Annotated in this window: 18 protein-coding genes and 1 pseudogene; 6 read left to right on the top strand and 13 right to left on the bottom strand. The window is 63.2% G+C overall.

Annotation, left to right across the window (positions count from 1 at the left end; translation table 11 throughout):
• Positions 1 to 122 precede the first annotated feature (122 nt).
• Genes ACRRNM_RS09445 through ACRRNM_RS09430 form a run of 4 tightly spaced genes read right to left on the bottom strand, consistent with a single transcriptional unit; the run spans position 123 to position 3,927 of the window.
• A complete protein-coding gene (locus ACRRNM_RS09445) occupies positions 123 to 1,178 on the bottom strand; it encodes a polyamine ABC transporter substrate-binding protein (protein ID WP_435627975.1) in 1,056 nt (351 codons plus the stop codon).
• Positions 1,175 to 1,951, bottom strand: coding sequence for an ABC transporter permease (locus tag ACRRNM_RS09440; RefSeq protein ID WP_435627974.1), 777 nt, complete (start codon positions 1,949 to 1,951; stop codon positions 1,175 to 1,177). The genes ACRRNM_RS09445 and ACRRNM_RS09440 overlap by 4 nt, the downstream gene beginning before the upstream one ends.
• Complete coding sequence (locus tag ACRRNM_RS09435; RefSeq protein WP_435627973.1) at positions 1,944 to 2,849, bottom strand: ABC transporter permease; 906 nt, start codon at positions 2,847 to 2,849, stop codon at positions 1,944 to 1,946. Before ACRRNM_RS09435 ends, ACRRNM_RS09440 begins: the two co-directional genes overlap by 8 nt.
• Positions 2,842 to 3,927, bottom strand: coding sequence for an ABC transporter ATP-binding protein (locus ACRRNM_RS09430; RefSeq protein WP_435627972.1), 1,086 nt, complete (start codon positions 3,925 to 3,927; stop codon positions 2,842 to 2,844). The genes ACRRNM_RS09435 and ACRRNM_RS09430 overlap by 8 nt, the downstream gene beginning before the upstream one ends.
• Positions 3,928 to 4,148: 221 nt before the next feature.
• On the opposite strand from ACRRNM_RS09430, the gene ACRRNM_RS09425 reads away from it, so the two are divergent.
• The 6 genes from ACRRNM_RS09425 to ACRRNM_RS09400 all read left to right on the top strand — a co-directional run bounded on the left by ACRRNM_RS09425 (position 4,149) and on the right by ACRRNM_RS09400 (position 10,120).
• Entirely contained in the window at positions 4,149 to 5,234 is a 1,086-nt protein-coding gene (locus ACRRNM_RS09425; protein ID WP_435627971.1) for a porin, read from the top strand.
• Positions 5,235 to 5,262: 28 nt separating this feature from the next.
• Positions 5,263 to 6,267, top strand: coding sequence for a sulfate ABC transporter substrate-binding protein (locus tag ACRRNM_RS09420; protein ID WP_435627970.1), 1,005 nt, complete (start codon positions 5,263 to 5,265; stop codon positions 6,265 to 6,267).
• 101 nt (positions 6,268 to 6,368) lie between these two features.
• Positions 6,369 to 7,199, top strand: a complete 831-nt coding sequence (cysT, locus tag ACRRNM_RS09415; RefSeq protein WP_435627969.1) for a sulfate ABC transporter permease subunit CysT — start codon at positions 6,369 to 6,371, stop codon at positions 7,197 to 7,199.
• A complete protein-coding gene (gene cysW / locus ACRRNM_RS09410) occupies positions 7,196 to 8,062 on the top strand; it encodes a sulfate ABC transporter permease subunit CysW (RefSeq protein ID WP_435627968.1) in 867 nt (288 codons plus the stop codon). The genes cysT and cysW overlap by 4 nt, the downstream gene beginning before the upstream one ends.
• Before the next feature lie 109 nt (positions 8,063 to 8,171).
• Complete coding sequence (locus ACRRNM_RS09405) at positions 8,172 to 9,200, top strand: sulfate/molybdate ABC transporter ATP-binding protein (protein ID WP_435627967.1); 1,029 nt, start codon at positions 8,172 to 8,174, stop codon at positions 9,198 to 9,200.
• Positions 9,197 to 10,120 (top strand): CysB family HTH-type transcriptional regulator, encoded by a 924-nt coding sequence (locus ACRRNM_RS09400; protein ID WP_435627966.1) that lies wholly within the window; start codon positions 9,197 to 9,199, stop codon positions 10,118 to 10,120. Before ACRRNM_RS09405 ends, ACRRNM_RS09400 begins: the two co-directional genes overlap by 4 nt.
• A 57-nt stretch (positions 10,121 to 10,177) precedes the next feature.
• Here ACRRNM_RS09400 and fba read toward each other — a convergent pair whose 3' ends face one another.
• The 9 genes and pseudogenes from fba to ACRRNM_RS09355 all read right to left on the bottom strand — a co-directional run bounded on the left by fba (position 10,178) and on the right by ACRRNM_RS09355 (position 20,552).
• A complete protein-coding gene (gene fba, locus ACRRNM_RS09395; RefSeq protein WP_435627965.1) occupies positions 10,178 to 11,242 on the bottom strand; it encodes a class II fructose-bisphosphate aldolase in 1,065 nt (354 codons plus the stop codon).
• A 33-nt stretch (positions 11,243 to 11,275) separates the two neighbouring features.
• Positions 11,276 to 12,721: a pyruvate kinase gene (gene pyk / locus ACRRNM_RS09390; RefSeq protein ID WP_435627964.1), complete on the bottom strand. Its 1,446-nt coding sequence runs from the start codon at positions 12,719 to 12,721 to the stop codon at positions 11,276 to 11,278.
• A complete protein-coding gene (locus tag ACRRNM_RS09385; RefSeq protein WP_435627963.1) occupies positions 12,718 to 13,923 on the bottom strand; it encodes a phosphoglycerate kinase in 1,206 nt (401 codons plus the stop codon). Before ACRRNM_RS09385 ends, pyk begins: the two co-directional genes overlap by 4 nt.
• A gap of 118 nt (positions 13,924 to 14,041) precedes the next feature.
• On the bottom strand, positions 14,042 to 15,043 hold the full coding sequence (gap, locus tag ACRRNM_RS09380) for a type I glyceraldehyde-3-phosphate dehydrogenase (RefSeq protein WP_435627962.1): 1,002 nt from the start codon (positions 15,041 to 15,043) through the stop codon (positions 14,042 to 14,044).
• Between the two features lie 54 nt (positions 15,044 to 15,097).
• Positions 15,098 to 17,119 carry a transketolase gene (tkt, locus tag ACRRNM_RS09375; protein ID WP_435627961.1) on the bottom strand — a complete coding sequence of 674 codons (2,022 nt, stop codon included), beginning with the start codon at positions 17,117 to 17,119 and terminating at the stop codon, positions 15,098 to 15,100.
• Positions 17,120 to 17,207: 88 nt separating this feature from the next.
• Positions 17,208 to 17,339 (bottom strand): helix-turn-helix domain-containing protein, encoded by a 132-nt coding sequence (locus tag ACRRNM_RS09370; RefSeq protein ID WP_435628665.1) that lies wholly within the window; start codon positions 17,337 to 17,339, stop codon positions 17,208 to 17,210.
• Positions 17,340 to 17,474: 135 nt separating this feature from the next.
• Positions 17,475 to 17,858, bottom strand: a pseudogene (locus ACRRNM_RS09365) (response regulator); the annotation flags it as partial.
• Positions 17,858 to 19,981, bottom strand: a complete 2,124-nt coding sequence (locus ACRRNM_RS09360) for an ATP-binding protein (RefSeq protein WP_435627960.1) — start codon at positions 19,979 to 19,981, stop codon at positions 17,858 to 17,860. The gene ACRRNM_RS09360 and the pseudogene ACRRNM_RS09365, both read right to left, overlap by 1 nt.
• A 7-nt stretch (positions 19,982 to 19,988) precedes the next feature.
• Positions 19,989 to 20,552, bottom strand: a complete 564-nt coding sequence (locus ACRRNM_RS09355) for a DUF4390 domain-containing protein (RefSeq protein ID WP_435627959.1) — start codon at positions 20,550 to 20,552, stop codon at positions 19,989 to 19,991.
• Between the last annotated feature and the right edge of the window lies 1 nt (position 20,553).

Here is a 20,553-nt window from a genome sequence, read left to right as displayed (position 1 = left end):
AAAGCGGCGAGCGCCGCCCTTGAGACACCGCGGCTATTCTACCCCCTTGGGGAAAAAATCACCGCTTGGGCCAGATTACACAGATTGCGCAAGATTAAACATAGGGGTGATTCAGTAGCCGCCTACCTCAGCTTGATCTCCGTCCAGATGCGCGACAGCACGCGGCGCCGGTGGCGGTCGAGGTCGCGCAGCATCTCCAGCCGCGCGCGCTGCTCCGGGCCGGGGAACACCGCGGGGTTTTGCGCGACTTCCGGCCGGATGTATTGCAGCGCGTCGCGGTTGGGGTTGCCCGAGCCGATCAGGTTGGTGAGCTCGGCGGAATTCCCGCCCTCGAGCATAAAGTCGATGAAGCGGTGCGCGAGATCGGGGCGCGGGCCACTCTTGTGCAGCACCATCGAGTCCATGGACAGCACCGCACCCTCCTTCGGGATGCTGGCGAGGATACGGAAACCGCGTCCGGCCTTCTGCGCATCTAGGTCGGCCTGGAAGATGTCATTGGAATAGCCGTGCACCAGCCAGATGTTGCCCACCGTCAGTTCCTTGATGTAGCTCGACGCGTTGAATGCCGCCCAGTAGGGCTTGGCGCGGACGATCAGGTCACGCGCCTGTTTCCAGTGCGCCTCGTCCACATCGTTCGCTGAATAACCAAGGTACTTCAGCGCCGCCGCGAGCAGTTCGCGCTGGCTGTCGAGCACGGTGACGTGCCCGCGGATTTTCGCCAGGTAGCGCGGCTCGAAGATGGCCGCCCAGCTGTCGAGCGGCAGCTTCAGCCCGCGCAGCCTCTCGCTGTTGTAGCCAATCAGCGTGAGGGTGTAGGCATATGGCACCGAGAATTTATTGCCCGGATCGAACGGAGTGTCGAGGTAGGCCGGATCGATGTTCTTCAGGTTCGGCAGCAGGCCCTTATCGAGCGGACGCAGGGCTTTTTGGCGGATCAGCGATTCCATCGCGTTGCCGGTCGGCACGATGAGGTCGTAGCCGGTCGCGCCCGCGGCCAGCTTGGCGAGCATCTCCTCGTTGTCGGAGTAATAGTCCTGCACCACGCGGCAGGCGCATCGCTCCTCGAAGCGAGCCACCGTCTCGCCCGAGATGTAGTTGTTCCAGTTGTAGAGGTGCAGCACGTCGTCGGCATGCGCGCCGCCGATGAACAGCAGGAACAGCAGGCCGGGCCACTTCATGCCTTGCCTTTCAGCACATCCGGCGCGAACTTCGCGGCGAGCACGATCATGGTCAGCGTGAGCAGCATCAGCAGCGTGGACACCGCGTTCACTTCCGGCGTCACCGCGATCTTGATCATCGAGTAGATATGCAGCGGCAGGGTGGACACCCCGACGCCGGCGGTGAAGAAGGTGATCACGAAGTCGTCGATCGACAGCGTGAACGCCATCAGGCCGCCCGCGACCACGCCGGGCAGTATCAGCGGGAAGGTGACGTAGCGGAAGGTCTCCCAGGGCGATGCGCCGAGGTCGCGCGCCGCCTCGAAGATGCTCTCGTCCATGCCGGCCAGCCGCGCACGCACGATGATCGCGACGAAGCCGATGGAGAAGGTGATATGCGCGAGCACGATGGACAGCAGGCCGAGCGTCAGATTGAGCACCTGGATGAAGAACAGCAGCAGCGACACGCCGAGCAGGATTTCCGGCATCGCCACCGGAGTCAGCACCATGAAGGTCAGCAGGCGCAGCCTGTAGCGGTGCATCGCGATGCCGGCCATCGTGCCGAGCACCGTGGCAACCAGGCTCGACACCAGCGCGATGAACAGTGAGTTGCCCGCGGCGGCTAGCATCGCCTCGTCGCTGAACAGCACCTCGTACCAGTGCCAGGTAAATCCCACCCATTCGGCGTTGAGGTGCGAGTCGTTGAACGAGTAGGTGACGACGATCGCGAGCGGCACGTAGAGGAAGGCGTACACCGCGAGCGCCGCCGCCCATAGCCATGGTCCCCTACGCATAGCTGCCCCGCTTTCCGGCAAGCTTCGCCGCGAGCCACGCGGCCAGCAGCACCGCGAGGGTCAGCATGATCGACAGCGTCGAGCCGAATGGCCAGTCGCGCGTGCCAAGGAACTGCTCCTTGATGAGGTTGCCGATCAGCATGTCGCCGGTGCCGCCGAGGATGTCGGGGATCGCGAACATGCCGAGTACCGGGATGAACACCAGCGCCGAGCCGGAGAAAATGCCCGGCAGCGAGAGCGGGAAGGTCACGCGCCAGAACCGCTGCCACGCATTCGCCCCGCAATCCTGCGCGGCGTCGAGCAGCGCGGGGTCGTGCTTCTCGAGATTGGTGTAGAGCGGCAGCACCATGAACGGCAGGTGCACGTACACCATCGCGACCAGCACCGCGAACGGCGAGAACAGTAGGTGCACCGGCTCCATGCCTATCCCCTGCAGCAGCCCGTTGACCACCCGGCTCAGCACGGCCTGCGGGCCAAGCACGATCATCCAGGCATAGACGCGGATCAGGAAGTTGCTCGCGAACGGCAGGATCACCAGCAGCACCATCAGGTCGCGGCTCTTCTTCGGGCTGCGCGCGATCAGCAGCGCGAGCGGATAGGCCATGATGAGGCAGATCAGCGTGGTGGCGAGCGCCACGAAAAACGACTTGATGAAGATTTCCGTGTAGATGAAGTCGCTGAAGAAGAACCGGTAGGTCTCCAGCGTGATGCCTTGCAATACTTTGGGATCGGCGGCGGCGAGCGGCGCGAGCCCGCCGAACTCGCCCGGATAGCGGAACGAGGCAAGCACCATGATGGCGCTCGGCGCGACGAAGAACAGCAGCAGGAATACGAACGGCGGGCCGCTCACCAGCCACCTGGCGAGGAGGAAGGCCGGTCTGTGAAGGCGCTCAGTCATGCAGGAACATCCCCGCATCGTGGCGCCAGCCGATCTTGACTGTGTCGCCCACCTCGAACAGCTCGGCGCGCCCCGGCGCGGAATTGGGCAGCAGCGCCTCGACCGTTGCGCCGTTGGGAAGCGCAACCTTGTACACGCTGACGTCGCCGCGATACAGCAGGTTGTGCACCACGCCGGAGAAGTGGTTCTTCAGTTCGTCCAGCTCGCCGTGCACGCCGATGCGCACCTGCTCGGTGCGTATCGCAAACACGCCCTTGCCGCCGGAGACCGCGCCCTTCGGCAGCGGCGCGACGATCTCGCCCAGTCCCGCCACTTCGAGGTGGATATGAGTGTGGCCGACTTTCGTCACCTGCGCCTCGAGCTGGTTGAGGTGGCCGATAAAGTCGGCGACGAAGCGGGTCTGCGGGCAGCCGTACAGCCGGGATGGCTCGTCCACCTGCTCCACCCTGCCCCGGTTCATCACCGCGATGCGGTGCGAGAGCGCCAGCGCCTCGACCTGGGCGTGGGTGACGAACACGAAGGTCACGCCGACCTCGCGCTGCAGGTTGATGAGCTCGACCTGCATCTCCTCGCGCAGCTTGGCGTCGAGCGCGCCGAGCGGCTCATCGAGCAGCAACAGGCGCGGCCGGTTGACCAACCCGCGCGCGAGCGCGACGCGCTGCTTCTGCCCGCCGGACAGTTCGTGCGGATAGGCGTCTGCCTTGTCGGTGAGGTGCACCTGCTCCAGCGTCTCGCGCAGCATACGGTCGATCTCGGCGGCCGGGCGGCGCGCCATCCTGAGCGGGAAGGCGACGTTCTGCGCGACCGTCATATGCGGGAACAGCGCGTAGCTCTGGAACACGGTATGGATGGGACGCTTTTCCGCGGGGGTGGCGGCGAGGTCCTTGCCGTCGAGCAGGATCTGCCCCGCGTCGGGCAGGTCGAAGCCCGCGATCATGCGCAGGATGGTGGTCTTGCCGCAGCCGGAGGGGCCGAGCAGGGTGAAGAACTCGCCCGCTTCGATATTCAGGCTGACATCGTCCACCGCGACGAAATTGCCGAAGCGGCGCGTGACATTCCTGATTTCGAGCTGAGCCATCTCCGACCACCCGCAAGAGTCTGCACGGCATTACTTTAACCGATAACGCCCTGCAAGGTCAGGCACGTCCCTGCGCATCCCGCCGGCTCCCGCATATTCAAAAAACAGATAACCAAACGAGAACAAGTTATTTCACGGCATGAGGTCGCGTCCCTACGATGCGCCCATCGTGAAATGCGCACTCGCGATCGATCCCAATCAACGAATAAAGGAGTTTCATCATGCAGAAGAAAATCATCGCGGCAGCCATCGCCGCCGCCGTTTCCGCGCCGGTCTTCGCCGAGAACAGCAACATCAACGTCTATGGCGTGCTGCACGCCGACCTCGAATCCGTCAGGAACGACAAGGCCGCCGCCGCGACCGGCCTGAACCGCATCGTATCCAACGCCTCACGCCTCGGCGTCAGGGGCAGGGAAGACCTCGGCGACGGCCTCGCGGCAATCTGGCAACTGGAGGCGCAGTTCGACCTCACCAACAGCGGCGGCACACCGTTCGCGAGCACGCGCAACAGCCAGGTGGGGCTGGAGGGCGGCTTCGGCACCGCGTTCTACGGCAACTGGGACACGCCCTACAAGGTCGCGCACAACAGGGTCGAGTTGTTCGACAACACCCACACCGCCTCCGCGCTCGACCTCACCGGCCGCGTCGGCACCGCAAACGGCAACGCCAGCTTCAACACGCGCCAGAAGAACGTGCTCCAGTACTGGACGCCCAGCTTCAACGGCTTCCAGGCGAAACTCGCCTACGCGCCGGACAATACGAAGAAGGCTAGCGTCGCGGCGGGCGGCGACAAGTCCGTCTGGTCGCTGTCGGCGGCCTACGAGAACGATGCGCTCTACGCCGCCTACGCCTACGAGGCGCACAGGGACGCGTTATCCACGGCGGCCAGCCTGACCGATGCGGCGCACCGGCTGGTGGGCGCCTACAAGATCGGTAGCGGCCAGGTCGGCCTGACCGTCGAGCGCCTCTCGGTGGCGACGGCGGTGGGCAGCACCGCGACTTCCTCGCGCAACGGCTGGGAGTTGTCCGGCAAATACAGGTTCGGCGCGAACAGCCTCGGCGCGTTCTACAGCCGCGCGGGCGACCTGGGCGGCGTGGCGAACACCGGCGCGAACCAGTATTCGCTGCGCTACGGCTACAACCTCTCCAAACGCACCGAACTGTACGGTTTCTACACCGCGCTGAGCAACGATGCGGCGGCCTCCTACAACTTCTCGGCAAACACCACCGTCGCGAGTGCGGCGGGTGCGGCGGGCCTCGGCGCGAAGCTTTCCGGGTTCGGCCTCGGGCTGGCGCACAGCTTCTAAACAACAAAGCTCACAAGGAGAAAATCACATGAAACGATACCAACTTACCGCCGCCATCCTGGCCTTCGCGCTCGGCTTGTCCGCCGCCCATGCCGCGGAAATCAAACTGCTCAACGTGTCCTACGATCCGACGCGCGAACTGTATCAGGACTACAACGCCGCCTTCGCCAGATACTGGAAGGGCAAAACCGGCGATGACGTAGTTGTCAAACAGTCGCATGGCGGCTCCGGTAAACAGGCGCGCGCGATCATCGACGGGCTGGAGGCCGACGTGGCGACGCTGGCGCTGGCCGGAGACATCGACGCGCTCGCAGCAAAGGGCTGGCTGATCCCGGCGGACTGGCAGAAGCGGCTGCCGCACAACAGCGCGCCCTACACCTCGACCATCGTGTTCCTGGTGCGCAAGGACAACCCAAAGGCCATCAGGGACTGGAGCGACCTGGTCAAGCCTGGCATCGCCGTCATCACGCCCAACCCCAAGACCTCCGGAGGCGCACGCTGGAACTACCTCGCAGCCTGGGGCTACGCGCTGAAGCACAACGGCAACGACGAGGCCAAGGCGAAGGAATTCGTCGGCAAGCTGTTCGCCAACGTGCCGGTGCTGGATTCCGGCGCGCGCGGCTCCACCACCACCTTCGTCGAGCGCGGCATCGGCGACGTGCTGCTGGCCTGGGAGAACGAGGCCTATCTCGCGGTCAAGGAACTCGGCCCGGACAAGTTCGACATCATCGCACCCAGCCTGAGCATCCTCGCCGAGCCGCCGGTCACCGTGGTGGACAAGAATGCGGACAAGCACGGCACGCGCAAGGTCGCGGAAGCCTATCTCGAATACCTCTATTCCCCGGAAGGCCAGGAGATCGCGGCGCAGAACTACTACCGCCCGACCGATGCCAAGGTGGCCGAGAAATACGCGAGGCAGTTTCCGAGGCTGAACCTGATCACCATCGACGCGGTATTCGGCGGCTGGGCCAAGGTGCAGAAAAAACACTTCGACGACGGCGGAGTGTTCGACCAGATTTACGGCAGGAAGTAGGCGCTTATTCCGAAAACAGATAACCAATGAAGAATTTGTTATTTTTCTGCACCGGATTGCCTCGCTAGACTGCACGCCAATTCAACTTCAAGGAATATCCGATGGCGCAATTCAAGGCGCACAGCGTGCTGCCCGGCTTCAATCTGGCGCTGGGCTTCACGCTGCTGTATCTCTCGCTGATCGTGCTGATCCCGCTGTCTTCGCTGTTCTTCAAGACCGCGGCGCTGGGCTGGGGCGGCTTCTGGGAGGTCGCCACTGGCGAACGCGTGGTCGCCTCACTGAAGGTTACTTTCTTCGCTTCATTCGCCGCCGCCTTGGTGAATGCCGTCTTCGGGCTGATCGTGGCCTGGGTGCTGGTGCGCTACCGCTTCCCCGGCAAGTGCCTCATCGATGCGCTGGTCGACTTGCCGTTCGCGCTGCCGACTGCCGTGGCGGGTATCGTGCTGGCGACGCTGTATGCGCCCAACGGCTGGCTCGGCCAGCATTTCGCCGCGCACGACATCAAGGTGGCCTACACCCCGCTGGGTATCGTGGTCGCGCTGACCTTCATCGGCCTGCCGTTCGTGGTGCGCACGGTGCAGCCGGTGCTGGCCGACGTGGAGGCCGAGGTCGAAGAGGCGGCAGCGAGCCTGGGTGCTTCGCGCTGGGACGTGTTCCGCCGCGTGATCTTCCCGGCGATCTTCCCGGCGCTGCTGACCGGCTTCGCGCTGGCCTTCGCGCGCGCCATCGGCGAATACGGCTCGGTGATCTTCATCGCGGGCAACATGCCCTACGCCTCCGAAATCGCGCCGCTGCTGATCGTCGCCAAGCTGGAGCAATACGACTACGCAGGCGCGACGGCCATTGCGGTGGTGATGCTGCTGATCTCGTTCGCGCTGCTGCTCGCGATCAACGGCCTGCAATGGTGGGCGAGCCGCAAAGGAGCAAGATGATGTCTTCGAGCCCATCCATACAGCGACGCATTTCCACGCACGAATCGCGCGGCGTCACGCTGCTGCTGACCGGCATCGCGCTCGGCTACCTCGTGCTGTTCCTCTGCATCCCGCTGTTCGCGGTGTTCTACGAGGCGTTCAAGAAGGGCTGGCCGCTGTACTGGGCGGCCTTGCAGGAGCCCGACGCATGGGAGGCGATCAAGCTCACGCTGCTCGTCGCCGCCATCGCGGTTCCCGCGAACCTGGTGTTCGGCGTGACGGCGGCCTGGGCGATCGCCAAGTTCGAGTTCAGGGGCAAGAGCCTGCTCATCACGCTGATCGACCTGCCGTTCGCGGTCAGCCCGGTGGTGTCCGGCCTGATCTACGTGCTGCTGTTCGGCGCGCAGGGCTGGTTCGGGCCGTGGCTGCTGGAACACGACATCAGGCTGATCTTCGCGGTGCCCGGCATTGTGCTCGCGACCGTGTTCGTGACCTTCCCGTTCGTCGCGCGCGAATTGATCCCATTGATGCAGGCGCAGGGCAAGGAGGAGGAAGAGGCCGCGATCTCGCTCGGCGCGTCCGGCTGGCAGGCGTTCCGCCGCGTGACCCTGCCCGGCATCAAGTGGGGGCTGCTGTACGGCGTGATTCTGTGCAACGCGCGCGCGATGGGCGAATTCGGCGCGGTTTCGGTGGTGTCCGGTCATATCCGCGGATTGACCAACACCATGCCGCTGCATGTCGAGATCCTCTACAACGAATACAACTTCGCCGCCGCGTTCAGCGTGGCCTCGCTGCTGGCCCTGCTGGCGCTGGTGACGCTGGGGGTGAAGGCGGCGGTTGAGTGGCAGGCAAAACGGGCGGGAGAGCCTTTGCACGGAGCATAAAAGCAAAAAGTAGGGTGGATAAGCGCAACGCGCGCATCCACCATCGCAAAGGTGGATGCGGCTTTCGGTCTTATCCACCCTACATGAACTTGCGTCACGGAGTAAGGAAATGAGCATCACGATACAGAATCTGAACAAGCATTTCGGCGCGTACAAGGCGCTGGATGACATCAACCTCGAAGTGGGGAGCGGCGAGCTGATCGCGCTGCTCGGCCCTTCCGGCTGCGGCAAGACTTCGCTGCTGCGCATCATCGGCGGGCTGGATGTCGCCGATTCCGGCAGGCTGCTGTTTCACGGCGAGGATGTCGAGAGCCGCGACGCGCGCGAGCGCAACGTCGGCTTCGTGTTCCAGCATTACGCGCTGTTCCGCCACATGACGGTGTTCGAGAACGTCGCGTTCGGCCTGCGCGTGAAGCCGAAAAAACAGCGCCCGAGCGAGGCCGAGATCAAATGCCGCGTGCATGAATTATTGAATCTCGTGCAATTGAATTTCCTTGCGGACCGTTATCCGGCGCAGCTCTCCGGCGGTCAGCGGCAGCGCATCGCGCTGGCGCGTTCGCTCGCGGTCGAGCCGAAGATCTTGCTGCTCGACGAGCCGTTTGGCGCGCTTGATGCGCAGGTGCGCAAGGAGCTGCGCCGCTGGCTGCGCCGTTTGCACGACGAGTTGCATGTAACCAGCGTGTTCGTCACGCACGACCAGGAGGAGGCGCTCGAAGTGGCCGACCGCGTGGTGGTGATGAACCGGGGCAGGATCGAGCAGGCCGGCACGCCGGACGAGGTGTACGCGCAACCTGCCACGCCGTTCGTATACCGGTTCATCGGCAACGTGAACCTGTTTCACGGTCGCGACCACGCGCCATGGTCGGAACAGCACGGCGACGCGGTAGCGTATGTTCGCCCGCACGACATCGACATCGGCCGCACGCCGCAGGACGACACGGCGCTACCTGTAGAGGTTAAACTGGTGCGCGCCATCGGAGCGGTGGTGCGCGTGGAAGTCGCCCCGGATGCCGGCAGCGAGTTCATCGAGATCGAGCTTTCCCGCGAACGCTTCGATGCCGCGCCGCTGGCGGACGGCGACAGGGTGTTCATCCGCCCGCGCCAGTTCCGCGTGTTCGAGACAGGAGACGCAACATGAACTTCCAGCAACTCAGGATCATCCGCGAAACCGCGCGCTGCAACTTCAACCTCACCGAAGTCGGTAACGCGCTGTTCACCTCGCAGTCCGGCGTGTCCAAGCACATCAAGGACCTGGAGGACGAGCTCGGCGTTGAGCTGTTCGTGCGCAAGGGTAAGCGCCTGCTCGGGCTGACCGATCCGGGGCGCGAACTGCTGGAAATCGCCGAGCGCATCCTGCTCGACGCGAACAACATCAAGAACCTCGTCGAGCAATACAGCAAGCGTGACGAAGGCCAGCTCACCGTCATCGCCACGCATACGCAGGCGCGCTATGCCCTGCCGAAAGTCATTACCGAATTCAAGAAGGCCTTCCCCAAGGTGCATCTCAAGCTGCACCAAGCCGGGCCGAGCGAGATCGTCGCGATGCTGCTCTCCGGCGAAGCGGACATCGGCGTGGCAACGGAAGCCTTGTCCGATGTCACCCGGCTCGACTCGTTCCCCTATTACTCCTGGCACCACGCGGTGATCGTGCCGGCCGGTCATCCTCTGGAGAAAATCAGGGCGCTGACCCTGAAGAAAATTGCCGAATACCCCATCGTCACCTATCACGAGGGATTGACCGGGCGAACGAAGATCGACCAGTCGTTTGCCGAAGCCGGTATCGCGCCGGAGATCGTGATGTCCGCACTCGATGCCGACGTCATCAAGACTTACGTGGAACTGGGAATGGGCATCGGCATCATCGCCTCGATGGCATTCAACCCGGCCAAGGACACCGATCTACGCCTGCTGGGCGCTTCGCACCTGTTCAGCGCGAATACCACGTATATCGCGTTGCGGCGCGGACATTATCTGCGCAGCTTCGCCTATCGCTTCATCGAGCTGTGTTCTCCCGCGCTAGACAAGGCAACGGTGCGCGCCGGCATCTCTCCCTTGTAATCCCGGCAAACAAAAAGCGGCCTGTCGGCCGCTTTCTGTTTAGCGAGAGAAACGAGCTTACTTGATGATCGCGTTCAGCTCGCCCTTGGCGTAGCGGGTTACCATCGCGTCCAGCGAGATCGGCTTGATCTTCGCGGCCTGTCCGGCGCAGCCGAAGGCTTCGTAGCGCGCCTTGCAGATTTCCTTCATCGCCTTGGTGGTGGCGGCGAGGAACTTGCGTGGGTCGAAGTCCTTGGGGTTCTGCGCGAGGTAGCGGCGGGTCGCACCGGTCGAGGCCATGCGCAGGTCGGTGTCGATGTTGACCTTGCGCACGCCGTGCTTGATGCCCTCCACAATTTCTTCAACCGGCACGCCGTAGGTCTCGCCCATCGCGCCGCCGAATTCGTTGATGACCTTGAGCCATTCCTGCGGCACGCTCGACGAACCGTGCATCACCAGGTGGGTGTTGGGGATGCGCGCGTGGATTTCCTTGATGCGGTCGATGCGCAGCACCGCACCGGTTGGCGGACGGGTGAACTTGTAGGCGCCATGCGAGGTGCCGATCGCGATCGCCAAGGCGTCCACCTGGGTGGCCTTGACGAATTCGGCGGCCTCGTTCGGGTCGGTCAACAATTGATCCTGGGAGAGCGCACCTTCCGCGCCGTGGCCGTCTTCCTTCTCGCCGTGGCCGGATTCGAGCGAACCCAGACAGCCGAGCTCGCCCTCGACGGAGACGCCGACCGCGTGCGACATGTCCACCACGCTGCGCGTGGTGTTGACGTTGTACTCGAAGGTGGACGGCGTCTTGCCGTCGGTCATCAGCGAGCCGTCCATCATCACGCTGGAAAAGCCGGACTTGATCGCCTGGATGCAGATCGCGGGCGATGCGCCGTGGTCCTGGTGCATCACCACCGGGATATGCGGATAGGACTCCACCGCGGCCTCGATGAGGTGGCGCAGGAAGGCCTCGCCGGCGTATTTGCGCGCGCCGGCCGAGCCCTGCATGATGACCGGGCTGTTGGTTTCGTCGGCCGCCTCCATGATGGCCTTGACCTGCTCGAGGTTGTTCACGTTGAAGGCGGGCAGGCCGTAGCCGTGTTCCGCCGCATGGTCCAGCAATTGGCGCAGTGATACGAGTGCCATATTTTTCTCCTAGCTAATTAGTCAAAATCAAATTCAGTGCTTGCGGTGATCGCCGACCCGCACGATCTTCATCGTGTTGGTGTGCCCGGAACGGCCTATGGCCTCGCCCACGGTCATCACCATCAAGTCTCCCTCCGCCACCAGGCCGAGGCGCAGCAGCTCCTCCTCTGCCTGGTGCAGCGTCGCCGACGGGTCCTTGGAGCTCGACTCGAATGCGATCGGATGCACGCCGCTGAACAGGGTGACCTTGGTCAGGGTCGCCTCGATCGGCGTCAGGGCAAAGATCGGCACATGGGTACTGAGGCGCGACATCCACAGCGCGGTGCTGCCGGACTGGGTCAGCGCCACGATGGCCTTGATCCTGAAGTGCGAGGCGGCATACAGCGCGGACATCGCGATGGACTGGTCGATGCGCGTGAACTTGCCGCGCGACAGGCATTGCTCTATCCCGATCTCCTCGAGCTCCTTTTCCGCATTCAGGCAGATGCGCGCCATGGCCTCCACGGTCTCCACCGGGTAGTCGCCCACCGCCGTCTCCGCGGACAGCATCACAGCATCGGTGCCGTCCAGCACGGCGTTGGCCACGTCGGAGACCTCCGCCCTTGTCGGGATTGGCGCCGTGATCATCGACTCCATCATCTGCGTGGCGGTGATCACCAGGCGGTTCTTCGCGCGCGCCATCCTGATCATCTTCTTCTGCAGGCCGGGCACGGCCGCGTCGCCGACTTCCACGGAGAGGTCGCCGCGCGCCACCATGATGGCGTCGGACGCATCGATGATCTCGCCCAGCAGGGGTATGGCCTCGGCGCGCTCGATCTTGGCCATCACCAGGCTCTTGCCGCCCGCTTCGTGCATCAGCTCGCGCGCCAGGCGCATGTCGTCGCCGTTGCGCGGAAAGGACACCGCGAGGTAGTCCGCCTTGATCAAGGCGGCTGTCTTGATGTCTTCCTTATCCTTGTCGGTCAGTGCGGGCGCGGTCAGGCCGCCGCCCTTGCGGTTGATGCCCTTGTTGTTGGACAGCACGCCGCCGCGCACCACCCTGCAGACCACCTCGGCACCCCTTACCTCGACAACGTCGAATTCAAGCATGCCGTCGTTGAGCAGCAGCACCGAGCCCGGCCCCACATCCTTGGGCAGGTCCTTGTAGTCCAGCCCGACGCGCTCCTGGTTGCCCAGGCCGTCCAGCGCGGCATCGAGGATGAAGATGTCGCCCTTGTTCAGCACGATCTTGCCGTTCTCGAACTTGCGTACGCGGATCTTGGGACCCTGCAGGTCGGCAAGTATCCCCACGGTGCGGCCCACCGCCGCAGCTGCCGCGCGCACCGTCTCGGCGCGCTGCACATGATCCTGCACCGAGCCATGCGAGAAGTTCATCCGCACCAGGTCAACCCCGGCGCGAATCATGCGCTCAAGGACTTCCCGGCTGCTGGAGGCAGGCCCGAGGGTGGTGACGATCTTTGTTCTGCGCAGCGTGTTCATTCGCCGATACAGCCGCGGCCGGATTCCGCCGCACGCTGCTCGAGGATTTCCACGGCAGGCAGTTTCTTGCCCTCGAGGAATTCCAGGAAAGCGCCGCCCGCGGTGGAGATGTAGGAGACCTTGTCGTAGATACCGTACTTCTGGATCGCGGCGATGGTGTCGCCGCCGCCCGCGAGCGTGAAGGCCGGGGTTTCCGCGATCGCCGTGGCGATTTTTTTGGTGCCTTCGCCGAACTGGTCGAACTCGAACACGCCGACCGGGCCGTTCCACACTACGGTGCCGGCCTTCATGATGATGTCGGCCAGCTCCTGCGCGGATTGCGGGCCGATGTCGAAGATCATGTCGTCGTCTGCCACCTCATCCGCGCCCTTCAATACGGCAGGTTCGTTGGCATCGAACTTCTTGCCGACCACCACGTCCGTCGCAAGGGGAATGGAGGCGCCGCGCGCCAGCATCAGCTGCATCAGTTCCTGTGCGGTCGGCACCAGGTCGTCCTCGCACAGCGACTTGCCGACGTTCTTGCCCGCGGCCTTGAGGAAGGTGTTGGCGATGCCGCCGCCGACCACCAGCTGTTCGCATTTCTCGGACAGCGATTCGAGCACGGTCAGCTTGGTGGATACCTTGCTGCCACCGACGATGGCCACCATCGGGCGCGCCGGATTGAGCAGCGCCTTGGACAGCGCGTCCAGTTCTTCCATGAGCAGGATGCCGGCCGCCGCGACCGGCGCGTACTTCGCCACGCCGTGGGTCGAGGCCTCCGCGCGGTGCGCAGTGCCGAAAGCATCCATCACGAACACGTCGCACAGGGCCGCGTATTTCCGCGCCGTGTCCTCGACGTTCTTCTTCTCGCCCTTGTTGAAGCGGCAGTTCTCCAGCAGCACCAGTTCGCCCTCGGCGACGCTGAAGCCGCCGTCGATCCAGTCCTTGATCAGGCGCACCGGCTTGCCCAGCTTGTCGGCGATGACATGCGCCACCGGCTTGAGCGAGTTTTCCTCCGAGTAGACGCCTTCTTCCGGACGTCCCAGGTGCGAGGTCACCATCACGCGCGCGCCGGCCTGCATGGCTGCATTGATGGTCGCCATCGACGCGGTGATGCGCACGTCGGAGGTCACATTGCCGTCCTTGACCGGCACGTTGAGATCGGAACGGATCAGGACGCGTTTGCCCCTGAGATCCAGATCGGTCATTTTGATTACGGACATTTTCTTTCTCCTGAATTTAAGTAAACGGTAAGGGCTGGCGCGAAGCCAGGCCTTACAACTCACGCCGCTTGAAACGAGAAGCCCGTCTTCCCGGCAAGGGAGACGGGCATTTCACGGTTTATTTTGCGACGTGCCTTACCAGACGCATCAGGTTGCAGGTATAGCCGTACTCGTTGTCGTACCACGCGACCACCTTGACGAAGGTCGGGTCGAGTGCGATGCCCGCGTCGGCGTCGAAGATGGACGGGCAGGTATGGCCGCGGAAGTCGGTGGCGACCACCTTGTCAGCGGTGTAACCCAGCACGCCCTTCAGCGGACCGTTCTCGGAGGCCGCCTTCATCGCGGCGCAGATTTCCTCGTAGCTCGCGGCCTTGTTCAACTCGACCGTCAAGTCAACCACGGACACGTCGGAGGTCGGCACGCGGAAAGCCATCCCGGTGAGCTTCTTGTTCAGCTCGGGGATTACCTTGCCCACGGCCTTGGCCGCGCCAGTCGAGGACGGGATGATGTTCTCGAGGATGCCACGGCCGCCGCGCCAGTCCTTGTTGGACGGGCCGTCCACGGTCTTCTGCGTCGCGGTCGCCGCATGCACCGTGGTCATCAGGCCACGCTTGACGCCGAAGGTATCGTTCAGCACCTTGGCGACCGGCGCCAGCGCATTGGTGGTGCAGGAAGCCGCGGAGACGATCTTCTCGCCTGCGTACTTGTCATGGTTCACCCCGTACACGAACATCGGCGTGTCGTCCTTGGAAGGCGCGGATTGCACGACCTTCTTCGCACCGGCGGCGATATGCTTCTCGCAGGTCTCCCTGGTCAGGAACAGGCCGGTACACTCGATCACGAGGTCCGCGCCGACTTCGCTCCACTTCAGGTTGGCGGGATCCTTCTCGGCTGTCAGGCGGATCTTCTTGCCGTTGACGATCAGGGTATTGCCCTCGACAGAAACCGTACCCTTGAAGCGGCCGTGTACTGAATCGTAGCTCAGCATGTAGGCCAGGTAGTCCGGCTCGAGCAGGTCGTTGATGCCCACGACCTCAATGTCAGCGAAGTCCTGTACCGCCGCGCGCAACACCATGCGCCCGATGCGGCCGAATCCATTGATACCGACACGAATTGTCATTTCATTCTCCTCAGTAATTAATAATCCTTTGCGTCGACACAGGCTCACGCCATCTCATGCGCCAATCACTTTCTTCACCGTCTCCGCCACGTTGGCGGCGGTGAAACCGAAATGCTTGAACAGTTCGCCGGCCGGCGCAGATTCGCCGAAGCAATCCATGCCCACGACCGCCCCGTCCAGGCCGACATACTTGTACCAGCCGCCGGTCACGCCCGCTTCGACCGCAACGCGCTTCACGCCCCTGGGCAGCACGCTGTCCCGGTAGGCTTGGTCCTGCTTGTCGAACACGCTGGTGGAAGGCATCGACACCACGCGCACGCTGACGCCTTCGGCGGCCAGCGACTTTTGTGCCTCCATGGCCAGCGCCACTTCCGATCCGGTGGCGATGATCACCGCCTGCGGCTTGCCGCCCGGTGCTTCGGACAGCACGTAAGCACCCCTGCGGATATTGATGATCTGCGGCTTGTCGCGCTTCTGGAACGCCAGGTTCTGGCGGCTGAAAATCAGGCTGCTCGGGCCGTCCCGGCGCTCGACTGCGGCAGCCCAGGCGACGACGGATTCCACCGTGTCGCACGGACGCCAGACCTCCATGTTGGGGATGTGGCGCAGGGTCGCGGTCTGCTCGACCGGCTGGTGCGTCGGGCCGTCCTCGCCGAGACCGATGGAATCGTGGGTGAACACATAGATTACGCGCTGCTTCATCAATGCAGACATACGCAGCGCGTTGCGTGCGTATTCCGAGAACATCAGGAAGGTGCCGCCGAACGGCAGGAAGCCACCGTGCAGGGCCATGCCGTTCATAATGTGCGCCATGCCGAATTCGCGCACGCCGTAGCTGATGTAGTTGCCGGTGCTCTTGCCGCGGATATGCTTGCAGCCCGTCCAGTTGGTCAGGTTGGAACCGGTCAGGTCGGCCGAGCCGCCAAGGAATTCCGGCAGCGCCGGAGCCAGCGCGTTGATGGCATTCTGCGAAGCCTTGCGGGTCGCGATGGTTTCGGCTTTCTCGTTGATCGCCGAAATCACGCCGTCAATATGAGCCGGCCAGTTGAAAGGCAGCTCTCCCTTGATGCGGCGCACGAATTCGGCAGCCTCTTTCGGGAATGCGGCGCGGTACTCGACAAACTTGTTGTTCCACAGCGTCTCCAGGCCCTCACCTTTGGTGCGCGCATCCCAAGCGTCATAGACATGCTGGGGAATCTCGAACGGCGGATACTTCCAGCCGATGTATTCGCGCGTCGCGGCGACTTCGTCGTTGCCCAGCGCGGCACCGTGCACGTCATGGGTGCCTGCTTTATTCGGAGATCCTGCTCCAATAATCGTCTTGCAGCAGATCAGGGTGGGCTTGTCGGTCACGGCCTTGCCCGCCTTGATCGCGGCATCGACCGCCTCCGGGTCGTGGCCGTTCACGTCGGCGACCACGTGCCAGCCGTACGCCTCGAAGCGCTTCGGCGTATCGTCGGTGAACCAGCCGTCGGTATGGCCGTCGATGGAAATGCCGTTGTCGTCCCAGAAGGCAACCAGCTTGCCCAGCCCCCAGGTGCCCGCCAGCGCACAAGCTTCATGCGAGATGCCTTCCATCATGCAACCGTCGCCCATGAACACGTAGGTGTAGTGGTTGACGATTTCGTGGCCGGGCCGGTTGAATTCGGCAGCCAGCAGCTTTTCCGCCATCGCCATGCCCACCGCATTGGTGATGCCCTGGCCGAGCGGGCCGCCGGTAGTTTCCACGCCCGGCGTGTAGCCGTATTCGGGGTGGCCCGGGGTGCGGGAATGCATCTGGCGGAAGCGCTTCAGTTCATCCATTGGCAGGTCGTAGCCAGACAGATGCAGCAGGGCATAGACCAGCATCGAGCCATGCCCGTTGGACAGGATGAAACGGTCGCGGTCGGGCCACTTGGGGTTGGCCGGATTGTGGCGCAGGTGGCGGTTCCACAGCACCTCGGCGATTTCCGCCATGCCCATCGGCGCGCCGGGATGGCCGGAATTCGCCTTTTGCACAGCATCCACTGCCAGCATCCGGATCGCGCCGGTAATGTCGTTGAACTTGGGAGGGGTGATGTTGCGTGTCGCGGCCATGGTCTATGGTCTCCAGAATATCCTGTGGGTTGGTCGTGTAAATCCGTTAGGGTCGACGATTATACCGCAACACCGCTGCCATGGCTTCCTACTGTGATTCGCCTTCGCCCCCCTTTTTGGCAAATTTAATGCCTAATTGCTTGAGTTTGCGGTAAAGATGGGTGCGCTCCAGGCCGACTTTTTCGGCTACCCGCGTGACGTTGCCGGCCTCCTTGCGCAAATGGTAGTCGAAATAGAGCGCATCGAAGTGCTCACGCGCCTCACGCAAGGGCAGATCCAGCGGCAGGAAAAACTGCTGCGTCTGGCCGTCGATGCTCAGGGTGATCTGCTGGCTCTGCGCCTCGGCAGGCTGAACCTGCGGCTTGGGCGCTCCCTCCCTGACCGCCTTGGCAATGGTGCTGAGCAGCTTTTGCAGCGCGATGGGTTTTTCCAGAAAATCAACCGCGCCGATGCGCGTCGCCTCGACCGCCGTCTCGATGGTGCCATGGCCCGACATCATCACGACGGGCATGGTCAGCAAATCCTGCTCGACCCACTCCTTGAGCAGGGTCACGCCATCGGTGTCCGGCATCCAGATGTCGAGCAGCACCACATCCGGCTCGCGTTCATTGCGGAAAGCGCGCGCCTGCGCGGCGTTTTCCGCCAGGTGCACCTGGTAACCCTCGTCGAACAGGATTTCCGAAAGCAGCTCGCGAATGCCGACCTCGTCGTCCACCACCAGAATTTGCTTGCTAGCCATTATTCTCCTTCCTCGGCCAGAGGCAGGTGTATGTTGACCCGCGCCCCGCCGCTTGCGTTGTTTTCGATGCCGATGCGTCCGCCATGCTCCTCCACAATTTTTTTCACGATCGCCAGCCCCAGTCCGGTACCTTTGGTCTTGGTCGTCATGTATGGTTCAAAGGCGCGCGACAGCACGCTCTCCGGAAAGCCCGCGCCGTTATCCTCGACGCGCAGGTGTATCTCGCCCTGGTGCACCGCGGTGCTCAGCGTTATTTGCGGCTGCGCGACGCCCTGCAACGCATCCTGCGCATTCTGCAGCAGGTTGTGGATGACCTGGCGCAGACGGGTGGCATCGCCGTTGACCTCGCTGCGCGACGCTTCCAGTTTCAGCATGTTGGGGATGGCATTCGCCTCGTACAGCCCCAGCACCTCCCGGATCAGTTTGTGCATATCCAGGCGCGCCAGCTTCAACGAGGGGCCGCGCGCGTAATCGGCAAAGTCGCTCACCATGTTCTTCATCGCGCCAACCTGGCTGACGATGGTCTCCGTGGCGCGCCGCAGCAGTTGTGCGTTGTCCTCATCGAGCTTGCCGCCGAGTTTGTGCTGCAGGCGCTCCGCCGAAAGCTGGATCGGGGTGAGCGGGTTCTTGATTTCGTGCGCGAGACGGCGCGCCACCTCGCCCCATGCCGCCTGCCGCTCAGCCTTCAGCAGGTGGCTGACGTCATCGAACACGACCACATAGCCCGCATCGCCACCCTGCGGCAGGCGGGTGCCGCGCATCAGCAGGATCTGGTTGCCGTTCCTGCTCAGGCGTTCGATCTGCCGCTGCCACTCGCAGTTGGTCGCCTCGCCGAACGCCTCCATGATGGTATTGCAGAACGGTTTCAGCAGGCTGTGCTTTTCGGCGATTTGGGCCAGCGACATGCGCTGCATCTCGTGCAGTGGCACGGCAAGAATCTGCGCCGCACTGGTATTCACCGAACGCAGCCGCAACTCATTGTCCAGCGCCAGCACCCCGGAAGACAGGTGGGTCAGCACGCTTTCCAAGTAGCCCTTGGCGCTTTCCACCTCGCGTTGCTGCTGTTCGCTGGCCTGCTTCGCCTCGTATAACTGCTGCGTCATCTGGTTGAACAAGCCGGTCAGCGCGCCCAGCTCGTCGCTGCTCTGTATCGGATACTGGCCGGTGAAGTCGCCTTGCGCCACGGCGCGCGTGCCATCCGCGAGCGCTTCCAGCGAGGAACCCAGCCGCTCGCTGATGAAAAACGCCGCCGACACCGCCGTCAGCAGCACCACCAGCAGCGACAGCGTCAGGGTGATCGCGTACAGCCGCTTCAGCCCGAGGCGCGAGAGCGTCAGCTCCTGATAATCGCGATACACCGCCTGCACGGTCTCGGCATCCGCCTCGACCTGCTTCGGTACCGGCTGGGTAAACTGCAGCACATATCGCGCCCCCGGCTGCATATTGGAATTCACCCTCAGCAGCACGCGCAGCGTCAGCCCTTTCGCCGGCAGGGTGTCGATCACCGCGTATTCGCCCTTGTCCAGCGTTGCCCGCAGCGCATCGGCATCCGGCATTTCCGGCATCAGCGCATTGCCGCTGGAGGAAAATGCCACGACATTTCCCTTGGCGCTGAACAAGGCCGCCTCCTGCGCCTCCTTCACGTCGATCAGCTGGTCCAGTGCGCGCTGGTATTGATCCGGCTGTTTCTCCGCGAGCAACAATCCGATGAACTGGGTCTTCTTGGTCAGCTCCTTCAGGCTGTTGTCGAGCCCACTCCGGCCGAGGTTGAGTCCGCCCTCCAGCGCCTTTTCGACGCGCACGTCGAACCACGACTCGATGCTCTTGCCCAGAAAATTCACCGAGACCACGTAAACCAGCATGCCGGGCAGGACGGCGATCAGGGTGAAAAAAACCACCAGGCGCAAGGTAAGCCGGGCGCCAAAAACCTTGTCCCTGAGCTTGCTGCGCAGGCGCAGCAACTGATAGCCAACCAATCCCGCCAGGCACAACGCGAACAGGCCGGTCAAGCCGAGCAACGCGTAATAACTGATGGAAAACACGCCGGTATTGGTGCTGCTGCTGGACAGCAGGTACAGCAACACTCCGCCGACGAGGATGCTGATGAAATTGAGGTACTTCACCGTGCCGTCACTCCGTCTTGCCTTCGCTGCGTGTGGTGATCTCCATCGGGCGGATCACCCAGCGGTACCAGTCGGAACCGAGCGCCCAATCCTTGCCGGTCAACGCGTTCACCTGCAGCGGCAGCGGCAATTGTGCGATATCCAGGCGGAAACGCACTGCCGCCGTGTAGTCGCCGTCCTTCTTCATCAGTTCGGCGGGAATGATCGCCGAGCTCTGCCTGGACAGCATGTTCAGCGCGTCCTCGAAGCTGGCGAAATTCTGGAACAGCGCGCCGCGCGAGATGCGGTACTGCCGCGTCAGCGCATTGTAGGAAAGCTTGACCGATTGCTCGCCCTGAAAGATTTCCTCGTCCAGCCAGTACCAGCGCGAACGCGTCAGCATGAACTCGCCCACGAAATACAGCGGCACGCCGCGCGCAAGAGCCTGCTGCGCCGCAAAAGTCAGGCTGATGTCGTAGCTGGCGGTAAGCTGATAGCCCTCATCGCCCAGGCGCACTTCCGCCTTGTTGACGGAAATGCCGTCTGCATGAGCCGTTGCGATGAACAGCCAGACCAGCAGCGCACTGTGCAAC

This window comes from Ferrigenium straubiae (genome assembly GCF_051257895.1).
GTDB lineage: Bacteria > Pseudomonadota > Gammaproteobacteria > Burkholderiales > Gallionellaceae > Gallionella > Gallionella straubiae.
The sequence above is the reverse complement of the archived record's forward strand: the minus strand, read 5'-3'. Positions and strand labels throughout refer to the sequence as shown.